The organism is Ochrobactrum sp. XJ1, from assembly GCF_024701725.1.
GTDB classification, from domain to species: Bacteria; Pseudomonadota; Alphaproteobacteria; order Rhizobiales; family Rhizobiaceae; genus Brucella; species Brucella anthropi.
Genome location: NZ_VDGD01000006.1, coordinates 273,457 through 288,662, shown reverse-complemented (window position 1 = coordinate 288,662; position 15,206 = coordinate 273,457). Strand labels below are relative to the sequence as shown.

Genomic DNA, 15,206 nt, shown 5'->3' with positions numbered 1-15,206 from the left:
GGCTTCGCGATCATGCATCTGCGCGGTAGCGAAAGTGACCGGTAATGGGAAACTCAAACAGCCGGTCTTCAATCCGGGTTCCCGCACCAATATTGTGAACAACCAACAGACGTGTGCCCTCGGCATTATAGCGCTGTGTAACGATGGCTATATGCGGCAGGTTTCCCGGAAGCATCTGCGCGACGAGATCGCCGGGACGATAATCCTCAGCAACTTTTGTAACCGGTAAGGCCGCTTTGCTCCTGTTGAAAAATACGGCAAGGTTCGGCACGCGACGGTGGTCGATATTCGGGTCGGGGCGCTTCAGGCCCCAGTTTCTCGGATATTGCCTGAAAGCTTTCCGCATATCGTTGTGGACCAAGGCCTGCAGGTCCGCATTCAACCCCTGCCGATAGGCGCGGATGATGACATCGGTGCAGACGCCTCGATCGAGAGGAACGTCCCCGCCGGGATATTTCAGCTGCGTATAGGCGGGGTCATAGTGAACCGTCGTTCCCACCTGGCTTTCCGCTGCCGCAATCAGCTTTTGTGCCCACGGCTCAGCCTCCACCGAAGGGAGCGCCGCAGAAGTCTTTTCAACGAACAGATTTGTCGAAAAGACTGCCGATACTCCGCCGAGGACAATAGAACGACGTGAAAGCATACTGAAATTCTCTTCCTCCTGTATGAACAGGATAAAACCGCTGAAGATCGATTACGATTGTTGGTCCGGTGTTGGTATGGTCTATTAGCAACTCTAGATTTAAATAAGGAAATCGTATGATTCTAAGAAGTGCTAAAGGTTCTTCTGTCCTGATGGCCGTAATTGGTGCGGCTCTTGTGGCAGGCGGGTTTTATTACCAAGCCAGTGGTTCGTCTGTTTCCAGCGCGGATCAACAGCGCTGCGAACAAATCATCCAGAATATTTATGGTGATAATGCCGATGCCAAATCGTCGTTGCTGCCGAAATGCAACGAGCCCGGCATGGTCGCGATGATGGATGCCAGGGCTGGTGGCTCTGGCGCGTCGGAAGCTGCCGCAGCCATTGCCTCTGCCAATCAGACCGACATAACGTCGAATGCATTGGGTTATGGGGTGATGGGCGTCGGTGTTGCGCTGGTGATTTCGGGTCTTTTCGGTATGGCTCGTGCCAAACGAAACGGTCAGGTCTGAGGATCTGCAAGCAGTCTGCTTGTGTAGATGAAACGGGGAATCAGTCCATTGGACTGTTTCCCCCCGCGACCTGCGGCTTCTGTTCAGGAATTAGAGTGCGTTTCGATCTGATTGAATCAGATCGGCGCTCTAATCATTTGTTTTTACGCGCATCTTTTCCGAAAACCGTTTCACACTTTTCGGGATGCGCTCTAATCCGCTATCGAAACCACACCGCAATCCCCGGCCTCGGAGCCGAAGACGAGGCGTTGGCCCTGTTCATCCCAGCCCATGCTGGTGATTGCGCCCTTGCCGGGGCGGCGCAGCAGAACTTCCTTGCTGTCGGCGAAACGAGCAACCAGGATCATGCCGTCATTATAGCCGATGGCTGCAATGTCCTCGACCGGATGGCAGGCAACGGATGTCACCATGCTATCGCCACGAAGACCGAGTTCCAGAGGAGCCTTGCCCATCGGGCCGTCCTTGCCCGCAAAAGGCCAGACGATTGCTGCCGGGGCGCCGGAGGTGGCCAGCCACTTGGCCTTGGCGCTCCACGACCAGTCTTTCACCTTGGCCGGATAGCCGGTCATGCGCATGTGCTTTGTATCTTCGAGACGCCAGCCATGCAGGGCATTTTCCTGCATCGAGGTGATGAGGAAGCGACCATCGGGTGAAAAGATTGCGCCGATATGTGCGCCTTTCCATTCCAGTTCGACAGGCTTCGCCGCCGTTCCGGTCCAGATCAGGGTTGCACCATTATAGCGGGCAATCGCCAGCCGCTGGCCCTTTGGCGCAAAGGCAATGCCTTCGACGCTGCGTTCCTGCGCAAATTCCTGCACCTTGCCGTCAGACGTGCGCACCCAGGCGGTGCGACCCGATGCAAAACCGACAGTTCCGCCGGGGCCTGCTGCCACGGCGGTCATCCATTTGCGCGGGATCTTCGCAAGTTCAGTTACCGTCCCATCGGCGTCGGTACGGCACACGCGACCGTCTTCGCCGCCAGTGATGAGCGACTTTCCGTCAACGGAAACGGTCGCGCTCAACAGTCCGTCATGGGCTGCCGATGTCTTGCTGCCGTTGTTGAGCTGATGGATCGAGCCATCGGCCATTGCGAAGAAGGGAATGCCGCCGACAAAGCGCGCATAAAGACAATGACCTTCAAGGTCGAGCGGAGCTACTGTAGGCATCGGCTTCCGGTATTGTTCTAGAGCGTGTTTCGATCTGATTGAATCAGATCGGCGCTCTAACTGTTTGTTTTAACGCGCATCATATCCGAAAACCGTTTCACACTTTTCGGGATGCGCTCTATTGATAAAAGCATTTCCAGCAAATGCTTGGCGCAGTTCTACTGGAAATGCATAAAAATGGACAGATAGAGCATTTCCCGGTTCGAACAGAACCGGAAGCGCTTTATCGGGCCTGACTGTTTTCGAAGCCGGCCTTCAGGGCGGCGGGGTCGAGTTCACGTCCGATGAAGACGAGGCGGCTTTCACGCTTTTCGTCTTCCTTCCAGGCACGCTGGTGGTCACCTTCGATGATCATGTGCACGCCCTGCACCACATAGCGGTCCGGATCGTCCTTGAAAGCGATGATGCCCTTGAGGCGCAGAATGTTCGGTCCTTGCGTCTGGGTGATGTTCTGAATCCACGGGAAGAATTTCGCCGGGTCGATTTCACCAGCCCTGAGCGACACCGACTTCACCGTCACATCATGGATCGGTGAGGCGTGATCGTGGTGATGGTCATGATCGCAGTCGGGACCGCACACATGGTCATGGTCGTGATGGTGGTCATGATGATCGTGATCATGCGCATGATGATGATGTCCATGGTCGTGACCATGATGGTCATGATCATGGTCGCAATCCGGTCCGCATACGTGATCGGGATGATCATGGTCGAGAAAGTGCGGATCGTTGTCCAGAACGCGCTTCAGGTCGAAGGCGCCGCGATCCAGCACGCGGTCGAGCGGAATGGAGGCGCGCTCGGTGCGGTGGATGATGGCATGCGGATTGATGGCGCGAACGGTCGCCTCGATGGCCGCCAGCTCCTGCGGCGTCACGAGATCGGTCTTGTTGATGAGCACCACATCGGCAAAGGCGATCTGGTCTTCCGCCTCGCGGCTGTCCTTCAGGCGCAGCGGCAGATGCTTGGCATCGACAAGGGCGACAACGGCGTCGAGACCGGTCTTGGCGCGCACGTCATCATCCATGAAGAAGGTCTGCGCAACCGGAACCGGATCGGCAAGGCCGGTCGTTTCCACAACGATGGCGTCGAAACGACCCGGACGGCGCATCAGGCCTTCCACCACGCGGATCAGGTCGCCACGCACGGTGCAACAGATGCAGCCATTGTTCATTTCATAGATTTCTTCGTCCGACTCGACGATCAGGTCGTTGTCGATGCCGATCTCGCCGAATTCATTGACGATCACGGCGTAACGCTTGCCGTGATTTTCGGTCAGGATACGGTTGAGAAGAGTGGTCTTTCCCGAACCCAGATAACCGGTCAGAACGGTCACGGGAATGCGGCCAGCTTCAGTGGTCGTCTTGGTTTCAGACGGAGCTTCGGTTTGGGCTTCAGCCTGGCTCATGGTTATGCCTCTTGAAGTTGTGGCCTTTTGAAATCGTGGTCCGGGATGGCCAGTGCGCGGCCAGCGCGAGCGGCACAGCACCGAAACCTCGGATAGGACAATTCATATAAGGGAAGGGCAGCGTGAATGCCATATGCAATGCTATAATATTACATTCGCCTAATCACATTCACGCCAGTTGGAACACGGGCCTTGCAGTGTCTAACCTGCCTGATTGGCGAGACGTTGCAATTCGAACCGGGCGAGATCGAACCTGTCGACATCGCGCAGCAGTTCGATAAAGCCCGTCACCGCGTTGGTGATCAGCTTTTCCCCGGCTTCTGCCGTTGCGGCAGCAGCGTTGCCAGCAACCCCTTCCGGGTTGAGATCGTGCATCTTCCAGCCGAAGGCATGAGGGCCATAGGCGCGCAGGAACTTGAATTCCTCGGCGTAACGTGACTGGGCGTTGGAGAAATTGCGTGCCTTCGACATGTCCACCAGATCGGGGCGCAGCGCCAGCATCACCGATGTCTCGATGAAACCGCCATGAATATCGAGCGCTTTTTCCTCCGGCGTAATCAGGCCCTCCGGCAGGCCGAAGCGGGTCCAGCTTGTGGCGACCGCCAGCATGTCGAGCCGCGTGCGCAGTTCGGTTGCGACAATTGTCATCAATGGCGAATTTCCGCCATGCGCGTTCAGCATGACCAGTTTGCGAATGCCGCCAGCGTGAAGGTTTTCACCAATGCCGATCCACTGGTTCACGGCCTCGGCGAAGGCGAGGCTCTGGGTCCCTTCCGTATCCATGTGTTCGATGGAATAGCCGACCGGCTGTGCAGGCAGGAAATTGACGTTCAACTCGGCAGGCAGCGCATCGCTGACACGCGCGACAATGCCTTCGGCGATGATCGTATCCGTTTCAAACGGCAAATGAGGCCCATGCTGTTCGTGAGCGCCAAGGGGCAGAACGACAATCATGTCGCTGTTTTGATCGCGCAGATCGGTCATGTTTTCCTCGCTTTTTTCATTTCATGGAGCCCCAGAGCGTAACGTCCGTTAGCCATGACAGCAACCGGGCCTTGTTGTTTCATAAGTCGGACAATATTTTACGATATATGAATGGATGGGACTATCGATCAGGCGACAGCAACTGGTTTATTTTGAACAGCGTATCTTGTCCGAAAACCATTGGATGCTTTTCGGGATGCGCATCAAAGTGCCAACAAGGGCGAGGTGGCGATGAGCAAGGACAATAAGGCGGTTGTACTTTACCGGCTGCAATCCGTGGCAAGACTGTCGCGGACGGTGCTGGCCACGCGGCTTCTGGAACAGGGGCTCTATGCAGGGCAGGATGCAGTCATGCTGCAGCTGGCTGCGGAAGACGGACTGACGCCGGGCGTGCTTGCACAGCGGCTGGGTGTGCGTCCGCCGACCATCACCAAAACCATTGCGCGTCTGCAGGGGCAGGGGTTTGTGGCAAAGCGCGCCTCGGAGACCGATCAGCGCCAGTCGCATGTCTATCTGACGCAGACCGGTCTCGAGACTATCAAGGCGATCGAGAAATCCATTCGCAAGACTGAAAAGGACATGCTGAAGGGGCTCGACAAGAAAGATCGCAAGACCTTCCTCAAGATGCTGAGCCGGATGGAGAGCAATCTTGCGCTTCGCGGCGTCACGCGCATTCCCGATGAGCCTGAAACGGAAGTGCTTGAAGAGGACGACGTGGAATAGGCCTGTCGCTTATCAAGCTCTAACTATTTGTTTTGACGCGTATCTTGGCGGGAAACCGTGAAACACTTTTCAAGATGCGTGCTATCGAAAATGCTTCCAATTCAAGGTTTGCAATGGCATAACCGTTCGCAAGACGAACGGTCGCGTCTCACCTTGTCAGGTTGCGGCCGCGTCTCCGACTGCGGCACGGACCATTTTGGGGAGGCGACTTGGCCCAGAAAATAAAGCTATCGACCATCGCGGATGCGCTTGGTGTTTCGACAGCCACAGTTTCGCTCGCTTTGCGCGACAGTCCCCTCGTTGCCGACCAGACCCGCGAGAAGATCAAGGAACATGCCCGCGCCATCGGTTATATCTATAACCGTCGCGCTGCGAGCCTGCGCACCTCACGCTCCGGCATTGTCGGCGTCGTGGTGCATGACATCATGAATCCGTTCTTCGCGGAAATTCTCAAATCCATCGAAACGGAACTGGACCGGTCGCGGCAGACCTTCATCCTGTCCAACCATTACGATCAGCTCGAAAAACAGCGCACCTTCATGGATACGCTTTTGCAGCTCGGCGCGGATGGGGTCATTATGTCGCCCGCTATCGGCACGCCGCCGGAAGACATCCAGCTTGCGGAAGATAACGGCCTGCCGGTCGTGCTGATCGCGCGTAGCGTCGAGGGTGTTCATGCGCCGGTTTTCCGGGGTGACGATGCCTATGGTATCGGCCTTGCCACCAATCACCTTATTTCGCTCGGTCATACGCGCATCGCGATGATCGGCGGTACGGACCAGACCTCGACGGGCCGTGACCGTTATCGCGGCTATGTGCAGGCCATGGAAAAGGCCGGGCTCGAGGTTCGCCCCGACTGGCGCATTGCCGGGCCGCGCACGAAGCAGGGCGGCTTTGAAGTCGCGCCGCAATTTCTGGCGCTGAAAGACAAGCCGACGGCTGCGGTCTGCTGGAACGATCTGACCGCCATCGGCCTGATGAACGGCATTGCTCGCGCCGGGCTGGTGCCGGGCGAGGACATTTCCGTGACCGGCTATGACGATCTCGAGGAAGCGGCGATCGCAACGCCAGCGCTGACGACCGTCTGGAACGGACAGCGTGAAGTGGGACGCCGTGCCGCTCGCGCACTGCTGGACCAGCTCAACGGCGTCGAGGTTTCTTCGATGCAGGAACTTATCAAACCGGAACTGCATATCCGGCAATCGACATCCAAGCCGAAACACGGCTGATTTCCCCCGCTCCGGCTCCGGTTGCAGCCTTTGGGTTGACCGGTCGCCGGTCCCTCACGAACTGCGACATGCTGTCCAGAGGAATCCAGAGGAATATTGTCATGACCAAGCGCGACGCAACCGTTCTGGTGCTCGGAAACTTCAACGATTATGCCGTCGAGCGTCTGTCCGGTGAGTTTTCGGTGCGCCGCATACCACGCGGTGACGCGGCGCTGGTCGATGCCGACTGGGCAGGCGACATATATGGTATTGCCAGCATGTCCACCGTCGATGCGGCGCTGATCGATGCATTGCCCAATCTGAAAATAATCGGCAATTTTGGCGTCGGTTATGATGCGGTCGATGCAAAACATGCCGGTACGAAAAATGTCATGGTCACCAATACGCCTGACGTCCTGACCGATGAAGTAGCCGATACGGCGCTTGGCCTTCTGATTGATACGGTGCGGGAATTGTCGAAGTCGCAGGAATTCCTGCGTGCAGGCAATTGGGTGAAGGAAGGCCGCTATCCGCTGTCGAAGCTGTCCTTGCGTGGGCGCAAGGTCGGCATTTTCGGCCTTGGCCGCATCGGCAAGGCGGTCGCCCATCGTGTCGAAGCTTTCGGACTGCCGGTTTCCTATCACAATCGTCGCAAGGCTGAAGGCGTCGCCTACGATTATTATCCGACCCTGCTCGAGCTGGCCAAGGCGGTGGACACACTTATTCTGGTCGCACCGGGCGGCGCGGAAACCGCGAAGGCAGTCAATGCCGAAGTGCTGAAGGCGCTCGGTCCGGACGGTGTGCTGATCAATGTCGGGCGCGGTTCGCTGGTTGATGAAGATGCGCTGGCCGCAGCGCTGAACGATGGCACAATCGCTGCTGCAGGTCTGGATGTTTTCGCGAACGAACCGTCAGTGCCACAAGGCCTGCTTGATGCGCCCAACACGGTTTTGCTGCCGCATATCGCATCCGCATCGCAAAAGACCCGTCAGGCCATGGCGGATCTGGTGATTGATAATCTCATTGCATGGTTCGACACCGGCAAGGCGATCACGCCGGTGCCGGAAACGGTGCATGTGCAAGGCTGAAGCAGTCTGTCAGGCGAGTAGGGGAATATGTTTTGATTGCGGACGACCGCAACGAACTTTTACCCTTACTGTCCTACTGCCCGATGTTGACGCACAGCCTCTCCGAACGCCTCGAATATCTTGCGCGACGGAGCATCGGAATGCGCCCAATATTCCGGGTGCCACTGCACGCCGACGACAAATCCCTTCGCATTCCTCACGGAGACGGCTTCAACCGTACCGTCTTCGGCCACCGCCTCGACTTCAAGCTGCGGTGCAAGCTTGTCGATGGCCTGACGGTGAACGGAGTTCACGCGCACGCTTTCTTCTTTGAGGATTTCCGCAAGGCATGAGTTCGGGTTGAGCTTGATCGGGTGCTGGATGGCGAAGCGCTCGGCCTGGCTTTCGGATTCCGGGGCGCGGTGGTCCATCCGGCCTTCCATTTCCTGAATTTCGGTGGCGAGCGTGCCGCCCAGTGCGACGTTCAGCTCCTGTATGCCGCGGCAGATGGCCAGCACCGGAACACCTTTTTCGATGGCTGCGCGGATGAGTGGCAGCGATGTCGCATCGCGGGCATTGTCATAGGGCTCGAACGCGGCGCTCGGTTCGACGCCATAAAGCGCCGGATTGACGTTGGATTTGGAGCCTGTGACGAGAACGCCGTCCACCGCATCCAGAATGGCATCGAGATCCATCTTGTCGCCAAAACTTGGCACCAGAAGCGGCGTTACACCTGCGACGTCGATGGCGGCTGCCAGATATTGCTGGGGTGCTGCGTGCCAGGTGTAGTTTTCAAATGGCTTTACATCGGTCGGCACGGCAACGAGAGGGCGAGAAGTCTTGGGCATAATGTTCGTATCCACCAGTCGGATTATGCTCTTATCTGCTCTGTTCCTTACTTCTCCGCAATGGGTCGCGCAATCACGAACAGGTGTCGTCTTTCGGCTGCGCCATAGGTCTTTCGTCGTGCCTTCTGTGTATTGTGTTGATTTGAACCGATTTTTACGGTCGAAGATGGTTCAAATGCTGATCTCTATATTCTAGGAAGGTATAAAGAGGGATTGGCAGTTGAGGGGATGAATGACTGACGATCAGCTTTTCTCCGTCAGGGGCAAGGTTATTGCCGTGACGGGAGGGTCTTCGGGGTTGGGCCTGCGCATGGTTCATGTGCTGGCGGGGCACGGTGCACGCGTGATTTCGATCTCGCGCACCCATGCAGGCGAAAGCATTTGCCCATCGGGCGGCGAAGTGCTCGAAATCATGGCGGATGTAACCCATCCGGATGAAATCGTGCGTGCTTTTGATGAAGCGGAAGAACGCTTCGGACCGATAACGACGCTCTTCAACAATGCCGGTGTCGCGCATATGGCACGCGCGCTCGACACGACGCGCGATATGCTGGAGCATATATTCGAGGTCAATGTCGCAGGCGCCTTTTTCGTGGCGCAGGAAGCAGCGCGCCGCATGATCGAGCGCGGCGAGGGCGGCTCCATCGTCAATACGACCAGCATTCTGGGCGAGCGTCCGCAGAAGGGTGCCGCCGCCTATTCCATGTCCAAGGCCTGCGTGACGCAGATGACGCGGGCGCTGGCGCTGGAATGGGCCACGCACGATATTCGCGTCAACGCGATTTCCCCCGGATGGTTTCCAACGCGAATCAATGAAGACCAGCTGCAAGGTCCTGCCGGGGGCTACTTCAAAGGGCGGAACCCAATGCGGCGCCTCGGCGAGCCTGAGGATCTGGACGGGGTTGTGCTGATGCTGGCTTCCGATGCCAGTCGCTATATGACGGGTTCCGTCATTACCGTGGATGGCGGTCATCAGCTCTGACAAGGTTGGAAGTTTCTTTAGCGGTTATTTCCCGCGTCGTGACTTGTATGGCAGGTTTTTTCTCTAACGGACGGGGGTCTGGCGGTAGAATATCCACATCGACTAATCTGGATTAATTCTCGGGAATGCGGAAACTAACCTGTCCCTGTTCTCCCATTTTAGCCATTTCAGTAATATTAGGACGACTAAAACATGTATGCCGATGGTTGTGATTGCCCGTTGAGGGTTGTGCGTCTGTGGTTTTCCTTAAAAAATATCTGAATACATCTTATGGTGGTTGTCGTGACAGCTTGTGGTTTAATATCCCGAAAGATATTTTTAAGTCATTAGTGCGATATTGCCTCCCCGTATAAGGGATAAATGCATCGATATGTGGCAAAGCCGTAAACCTGAGATACCTGCAGATGTGCGGCTATCTTTTCTCAGAGCGCTGTATGGTAATCGTACCACGCTCTGGTTTGGCTTGCTCGCGCACGTTGTAGCCTGTGTCGTCATCTATGTGAAAACCGATGACTGGCGCTATCTGGTTTTTGGCGGTGTGTTCGCCATCATTGCCGTTGGTCGCATCTTCGACATGCACAAGTTCGACCAGGCAAAACAGCAGTCGCTGTCCCATGCCGATCTCGACCGCTGGGAAACACGCTATCTGATCGGTGCGTCCGCCGTCTGCCTGACGCTCGGCATGTTGTGTTTCTTCTCAAGCTATGTGCTCAGGGATTCCTTTGCCGAACTTGCCAGCCTGACTGTGCTGCTTGCTTCGGTCGTTTCCATTGTGGGCCGCAATTATGCATCGGCGAAAGCCGTTGTCCTGATGTCGGCCTGCACGCTGATTCCGGTTCTGGCCGGGCTTATTCTGGCGGGAACGCCGTTTCACGTCATCATTGGCCTGCTGCTGATCCCGTATTTCCTGTCCAACATCCAGATGGCAAACGGTCTGCGCGAGTTTCTCTTCGCTGCAGTCATGGGCAAACGTCGCCTGTCCATTGTGGCCGGGCGTTTCGATGCGGCGCTCAACAACATGCCGCAGGGCTTGCTGATGTTCGACAGCCAGCAGCGCATTGCGGTCATCAACAATAAGGCCAAGGCGATGTTGCAGATCGCCGAACACACCAAGCTGCATGGCCGCAAGCTCGATGTCCTGCTGCGCTATTGCGCGAAGAAGGGACTGTTTCCGCAAAACGACCTGAAAAGCGTGCATGTGCGCATGCAGGATCTTCTGCTGGGCAAGCGCACGCGCGATATTTTCCAGCTTTCGAACCAGCGTTATATCGAATGTATCGGCAATCAGACCCTCAATGAGGGGGCCGTCCTGATGTTCGAGGATGTGACGCAGCGCGTGGAAGCGGAAGCGCGCATTCAGCATATGGCGCGTTATGACGGCCTGACAGGCCTGCCGAACCGCAATTATTTCGAAACCCTGGTGCGATCCATGCGTTCCCACCAGCAAGCAGGCACGCAGGCTGCGCTCATCGTCATCGACATCAATCATTTCAAGCATGTCAACGATACGTTGGGGCATCATACCGGTGACGTATTGCTGCGCCTGTTTGCAGAGCGGCTGAACTCGCTCGATCCGCAGCGTTTCGTCGCGTCACGCTTCGGCGGCGACGAATTCGTGGTGTTCGTCTTCAATCTGCGCAGCGAGGCCGACGTTGCAGGCGTGATGGATCATATCATGACCGTCGTGACCGGCGTCTACGATCTCGACGGCGATCAGGTGCATATCGATATCAGCGCGGGCATCGCGATCGAGGATATCGGAAGATGCGATGTCGGCAGCATGCATATCAGCGCCGATCTGGCACTCTACGAAGCCAAAAGCATGGAAGACAAGCCCTGGTCCATCTTCATCGATGCGATGGACACCAAATATCGCGGGCGCCAGAAACTCAAAGCCGATTTGCGGCTTGCCATCGAGCATGGCGAGATCAAGGTCGTCTATCAGCCCATCGTCAGCGCGCAGTCCCTGCGCGTTGTTGCGTGTGAAGCGCTGGCGCGCTGGGAGCATCCGCAGCTTGGCTTTGTGCCGCCTGCGGAATTCATTCCGCTTGCGGAAGAAATGGGCATCATCACCGACATTACCCGCTTCATGCTGGCGCAGGCCTGTGCCGACTGTCTGTCATGGGGCGACCGCATCGGCGTTTCGGTCAATCTTTCGGCCATCGATCTGAAAAGCAATGACATCGCCCGCGACATCGCCAATGCCTTGCAGAAATCAGGCCTTCCGGCTCACCGCCTTGAGGTGGAAGTGACGGAAAGCGCCATCATCTCGGACCGCAACAAGACTTCGATGGTGTTGCAGCGGCTCAAGAATGCCGGGATCAATATCGCGCTGGATGATTTCGGCACCGGCTATTCCAGTCTCAGCTATCTCAACACCTTGCCATTGACCAAGGTGAAGGTCGACCGTTCCTTCGTGCGCGACATCACCACCGACCGGCGCTCGCTCATGCTGCTTCGCGGCGTTACCCAGCTTTCGCACGAGCTTGGGCTGGGCGTGACAGTCGAAGGTGTCGAAACAGAGGAACAGCTTGCGCTGATCCGTGTGGCGGCGGGTGCCGATCTCGTACAGGGCTATCTTCTCGGTATGCCTGTGCCTGTGGAAGCGATCAGCGCTATGACCACGAAAGCCGCAGCGCGCCGCGACGGCGGGCGAACCGTCGCCTGATTATTTCAGATTTAACTGTTTGTGTTGGACGAGCTTCTCGCGGTTTTTCAAAGTACTGCGAAGTGTTTGGCATATCTCATCTACGACGCTCAATGTCGTTGCCACTTCTCGTGTAAATCACAGGAATTTGAATATAAATATAATAATTGGGATTTTTTGAGATGCACGTATCATGCTCTTAATGTCTTAGGAGGATGTATATAAGTATTTCGTTATTTGCTTATAAAATGTCTATCAAATTCAATTTTAATATTTAAAGGGGAGGCGATGAAACGATTTTTTCGCTATGCTTTATATGGACTGATCGGGCTTGTTGTTCTTGCCGGTGTTGGTACTGCGGTCTTCTGGACGAAAATCCACGAAAGCTGGGCGGTCTATCAATATGCCCAGATGTTCAAGGGGCCGGAAATTTTTGAAAACTTCCGCAATGTTTACAGGCGCTATCCATCGGTGCGCATCCCGCATGAGGGCGAAGTCAGCCAGTTGGCGAAAGAAGAGCGGCCCTTGCCGGAGACTTTTGTCTACAAGGGTGAGACCCGCAAGATTTCCGACTGGCTGAAGCGCGGCGGCACGACCGGTTTCATTGTTCTGAAAGACGGCGTGATCGTCCACGAGGAATATGATCACGGCAATACCGAGGCCACCCAGAGCATCGCATTCTCCATGTCGAAATCTGTCGTTTCCTTCCTTGTCGGCAATGCCGTTCGGGACGGTCTGATCGATATCAACCAGCCGGTCGACCGCTATGCACCGGTGCTGGCCGAGGGCGGATACAAGGGCGTGACGGTCAAGAACGTGCTGCAGATGGCGTCTGGCATCGGATTTAACGAGAACTATGGTGATCTCAATTCCGATATCGTTCGGTATGCTGTCGAGCTTCTGACTGGCTCGATCACAAATTTCACCGCGCATCTGAAAAATGAACGCCCCCAGGGAACGCTCAGCCACTATGTGTCGGCGGATACGCAAGTGCTCGGGCTGGTTCTGGAAGGCGCGACTGGTGTTCGTTTTCAGGATTATTTGAAAGACAAACTCTGGTCAAAGCTTGGCGCGGAAGCCGATGTCTACTGGGCGGTGGATCCCACCGGTGAAGCTGCTGCCGGGGCCGGTATGAACGCCGTTCTTCGCGATTATGCACGTTTCGGCCTGCTCTATCTCAATGAGGGTCGCAACTTCAAGGGCGAGCAGCTTGTGCCGGCGCAATGGGTGCACGATTCGGTAACGCCGGATGCGCCTTATCTGATGCCCGGTCGCAAGGATGCACTGGGCAAGATTCCGTTCGGTTATGGCTATCAGTGGTGGACGCCGGTTGACTGGCAAGGCGACTATAGTGCCGTTGGCATCTATGGGCAGTTCATCTATGTCAATCCTGCCAAAGGTGTCGTCATTGCCAAGACCTCGGCATATTCCAATTACAATGTCGACGGGCAGGATATGAAGGACGAAACGATGTATGCGTTTCAGGCTATCGCCAACGCGCTTTGAAGGCCCGTTTTCAAATCAAGGCAAATTCGTGAAATGGCCCCTGATGGGGCCATTTTGCATTTTTATCGCGTTCGTCACGTGTAAAAGCACAATCCAATTGTGGCGAAGGAGTGTTTTTTGTGGGGCAATAAAAAGGCAGTGCAAAAAGTTATATCTTTACACGCTGATAAAGGCGCATATTCTGCGCACTGATTTGTGGGGTGCGGAAAATCGATTGCATGACGAATACAGCTGTTACAGGCGATAAACCGCCATTGTCCAATTTCGCGCGACAGCTGTTGCAGTTTCTCGACCGGGTGGAATATCGCCGCATCGTCCATGCGGAGGACCTCGAGGAAATCGGCCGTCTGCGTTACCGTTCCTACCGGACGCGCAATGTCATGCATGAGGCGGAAGTGCCGTCTATCGTTGATGATATCGACCGCGATAGCCATGCCTTCGTCTATGGCGTGTATGTGGACGGGCAATTGGTCAGCACGCTGCGCATCCATCACATTACGCCCGATCATCGTCGCGGCACGAGCTATGCACTGTTCCCGGATATTCTTGATCCGCTGCTCAATAGCGGTATGCATTTTGTTGATCCGACCCGTTTTGCCGCCGATCCCGAGCTATTGAGCGAATACCCGGCCATTCCCTATATCACGCTGCGCATTGCGGCGATGGCATCCGAATTTTTCGCGGCAGATCAATGTCTTGCCTCGGTGAAACCGGAACATATGGCGTTCTATAAGCGCATATTCGGCACCTCTGTCATGGCCGATGCGCGCGAACATGAAGGCTATGGAATCAGGGTCGGGCTTGGTTCCGCACCTATCCGCAATATTCGCGATGCGGTGGCGGTGCGCTTTCCGTTTTTCAAGTCGCAGCCGCATGAACGCCATGCGATGTTTGGTGACATGCGCAGCAGTTCCGTGCCGCTGACGATTTTGCCGACGGCGAAATATACTGGCCTCGGCGTATAAGAATCTAAAAACATCGCCGGATATTAAACAATTAAATGTAGCCAGAGGGGTGGTTTCGCTTTACGAAGATTGCGGAACCGCTTCTGCGGAGAGAGGGTAGTGCGACGAAAAGCCTTGCTGTCAAAGCATCGGTTTGTTCGGTCGCGCATTGAAGATTGCAGTTATTTTCGCTTAACATGACGGTGTACGGGCGGAAATTCTGAATGGGTGGAACTAAAATGGCAGAACATCATACGACGGCTCCGGCTGAACTTGGCGCACCGATGGATTATTCCGAGCATGAGAAAACTTATGCCGGTTTCACGGGCCTGGTTAAATGGGGCACGGTGGCGCTCGTCGCCCTTATGATTGCCATGGCGTTCGGCTTTTTTGCTGGTGGTTTCTTCTCCGCGACCGTTCTTTTCATTCTAGTTTGTGTCGCTGCCTGGTTCATCCTCTAGCGCATCCTTTCGCTGCCGGATGGAGACCAACCGGTGGCGCACGATGCAGCTTTGGTGCTGAACCGGGATTAACCCGCACGATTTGATCGAATGCCTTGGCATGGGGTACCGTG

The 15,206-nt window shown here is 55.8% G+C and carries 14 protein-coding genes; 9 read left to right on the top strand and 5 right to left on the bottom strand.

Annotation, left to right across the window (positions count from 1 at the left end; translation table 11 throughout):
* Window positions 1-10: 10 nt before the first annotated feature.
* Window positions 11-643 (bottom strand): DUF1287 domain-containing protein, encoded by a 633-nt coding sequence (locus FG152_RS13050; RefSeq protein WP_010659438.1) that lies wholly within the window; start codon window positions 641-643, stop codon window positions 11-13.
* A 116-nt stretch (window positions 644-759) separates the two neighbouring features.
* Here FG152_RS13050 and FG152_RS13045 point away from each other — a divergent pair, with 116 nt between their 5' ends.
* On the top strand, window positions 760-1,152 hold the full coding sequence (locus tag FG152_RS13045) for a hypothetical protein (protein WP_050897434.1): 393 nt from the start codon (window positions 760-762) through the stop codon (window positions 1,150-1,152).
* Between the two features lie 191 nt (window positions 1,153-1,343).
* On the opposite strand, the gene FG152_RS13040 is transcribed toward FG152_RS13045, so the two are convergent.
* The 3 genes from FG152_RS13040 to FG152_RS13030 all read right to left on the bottom strand — a co-directional run bounded on the left by FG152_RS13040 (window position 1,344) and on the right by FG152_RS13030 (window position 4,707).
* The gene (locus tag FG152_RS13040; RefSeq protein ID WP_010659440.1) at window positions 1,344-2,318 is read right to left on the bottom strand and encodes a WD40 repeat domain-containing protein; all 975 of its coding nucleotides are present in this window, start codon (window positions 2,316-2,318) and stop codon (window positions 1,344-1,346) included.
* 223 nt (window positions 2,319-2,541) lie between these two features.
* Complete coding sequence (locus FG152_RS13035; RefSeq protein WP_010659441.1) at window positions 2,542-3,723, bottom strand: CobW family GTP-binding protein; 1,182 nt, start codon at window positions 3,721-3,723, stop codon at window positions 2,542-2,544.
* Window positions 3,724-3,924: 201 nt separating this feature from the next.
* The gene (locus FG152_RS13030) at window positions 3,925-4,707 is read right to left on the bottom strand and encodes a creatininase family protein (RefSeq protein ID WP_010659442.1); all 783 of its coding nucleotides are present in this window, start codon (window positions 4,705-4,707) and stop codon (window positions 3,925-3,927) included.
* Window positions 4,708-4,938: 231 nt separating this feature from the next.
* On the opposite strand from FG152_RS13030, the gene FG152_RS13025 reads away from it, so the two are divergent.
* From FG152_RS13025 to FG152_RS13015, 3 genes are all read left to right on the top strand, one after another.
* Window positions 4,939-5,430 (top strand): MarR family winged helix-turn-helix transcriptional regulator, encoded by a 492-nt coding sequence (locus FG152_RS13025; RefSeq protein ID WP_012091455.1) that lies wholly within the window; start codon window positions 4,939-4,941, stop codon window positions 5,428-5,430.
* Window positions 5,431-5,639: 209 nt separating this feature from the next.
* Window positions 5,640-6,659 (top strand): LacI family DNA-binding transcriptional regulator, encoded by a 1,020-nt coding sequence (locus tag FG152_RS13020; protein ID WP_006471199.1) that lies wholly within the window; start codon window positions 5,640-5,642, stop codon window positions 6,657-6,659.
* 101 nt (window positions 6,660-6,760) lie between these two features.
* A complete protein-coding gene (locus tag FG152_RS13015; protein ID WP_010659444.1) occupies window positions 6,761-7,726 on the top strand; it encodes a 2-hydroxyacid dehydrogenase in 966 nt (321 codons plus the stop codon).
* 65 nt (window positions 7,727-7,791) lie between these two features.
* Here FG152_RS13015 and FG152_RS13010 read toward each other — a convergent pair whose 3' ends face one another.
* Complete coding sequence (locus FG152_RS13010; protein ID WP_010659445.1) at window positions 7,792-8,553, bottom strand: gamma-glutamyl-gamma-aminobutyrate hydrolase family protein; 762 nt, start codon at window positions 8,551-8,553, stop codon at window positions 7,792-7,794.
* Window positions 8,554-8,785: 232 nt separating this feature from the next.
* On the opposite strand from FG152_RS13010, the gene FG152_RS13005 reads away from it, so the two are divergent.
* The 5 genes from FG152_RS13005 (at window position 8,786) to FG152_RS12985 (ending at window position 15,093) form a co-directional block, all read left to right on the top strand.
* Complete coding sequence (locus tag FG152_RS13005) at window positions 8,786-9,535, top strand: SDR family NAD(P)-dependent oxidoreductase (RefSeq protein WP_010659446.1); 750 nt, start codon at window positions 8,786-8,788, stop codon at window positions 9,533-9,535.
* A 370-nt stretch (window positions 9,536-9,905) separates the two neighbouring features.
* Window positions 9,906-12,203: a putative bifunctional diguanylate cyclase/phosphodiesterase gene (locus FG152_RS13000; protein WP_010659447.1), complete on the top strand. Its 2,298-nt coding sequence runs from the start codon at window positions 9,906-9,908 to the stop codon at window positions 12,201-12,203.
* Between the two features lie 267 nt (window positions 12,204-12,470).
* Window positions 12,471-13,688, top strand: coding sequence for a serine hydrolase domain-containing protein (locus FG152_RS12995; RefSeq protein ID WP_010659448.1), 1,218 nt, complete (start codon window positions 12,471-12,473; stop codon window positions 13,686-13,688).
* A gap of 218 nt (window positions 13,689-13,906) precedes the next feature.
* The gene (locus tag FG152_RS12990; protein ID WP_010659449.1) at window positions 13,907-14,653 is read left to right on the top strand and encodes an N-acyl amino acid synthase FeeM domain-containing protein; all 747 of its coding nucleotides are present in this window, start codon (window positions 13,907-13,909) and stop codon (window positions 14,651-14,653) included.
* 218 nt (window positions 14,654-14,871) lie between these two features.
* A complete protein-coding gene (locus FG152_RS12985) occupies window positions 14,872-15,093 on the top strand; it encodes an aa3-type cytochrome c oxidase subunit IV (RefSeq protein WP_010659450.1) in 222 nt (73 codons plus the stop codon).
* Window positions 15,094-15,206 lie beyond the last annotated feature (113 nt).

Excerpts from the sequence above, each read along its gene's own strand:
- FG152_RS13050 (WP_010659438.1), bottom strand. The coding sequence starts at position 643 with ATGCTTTCACGTCGTTCTATTGTCCTCGGCGGAGTATCGGCAGTCTTT.
- FG152_RS13045 (WP_050897434.1), top strand. The coding sequence starts at position 760 with ATGATTCTAAGAAGTGCTAAAGGTTCTTCTGTCCTGATGGCCGTAATT.
- FG152_RS13040 (WP_010659440.1), bottom strand. The coding sequence starts at position 2,318 with ATGCCTACAGTAGCTCCGCTCGACCTTGAAGGTCATTGTCTTTATGCG.
- FG152_RS13035 (WP_010659441.1), bottom strand. The coding sequence starts at position 3,723 with ATGAGCCAGGCTGAAGCCCAAACCGAAGCTCCGTCTGAAACCAAGACG.
- FG152_RS13030 (WP_010659442.1), bottom strand. The coding sequence starts at position 4,707 with ATGACCGATCTGCGCGATCAAAACAGCGACATGATTGTCGTTCTGCCC.
- FG152_RS13025 (WP_012091455.1), top strand. The coding sequence starts at position 4,939 with ATGAGCAAGGACAATAAGGCGGTTGTACTTTACCGGCTGCAATCCGTG.
- FG152_RS13015 (WP_010659444.1), top strand. The coding sequence starts at position 6,761 with ATGACCAAGCGCGACGCAACCGTTCTGGTGCTCGGAAACTTCAACGAT.
- FG152_RS13010 (WP_010659445.1), bottom strand. The coding sequence starts at position 8,553 with ATGCCCAAGACTTCTCGCCCTCTCGTTGCCGTGCCGACCGATGTAAAG.
- FG152_RS13005 (WP_010659446.1), top strand. The coding sequence starts at position 8,786 with ATGACTGACGATCAGCTTTTCTCCGTCAGGGGCAAGGTTATTGCCGTG.
- FG152_RS13000 (WP_010659447.1), top strand. The coding sequence starts at position 9,906 with ATGTGGCAAAGCCGTAAACCTGAGATACCTGCAGATGTGCGGCTATCT.
- FG152_RS12995 (WP_010659448.1), top strand. The coding sequence starts at position 12,471 with ATGAAACGATTTTTTCGCTATGCTTTATATGGACTGATCGGGCTTGTT.
- FG152_RS12990 (WP_010659449.1), top strand. The coding sequence starts at position 13,907 with ATGACGAATACAGCTGTTACAGGCGATAAACCGCCATTGTCCAATTTC.
- FG152_RS12985 (WP_010659450.1), top strand. The coding sequence starts at position 14,872 with ATGGCAGAACATCATACGACGGCTCCGGCTGAACTTGGCGCACCGATG.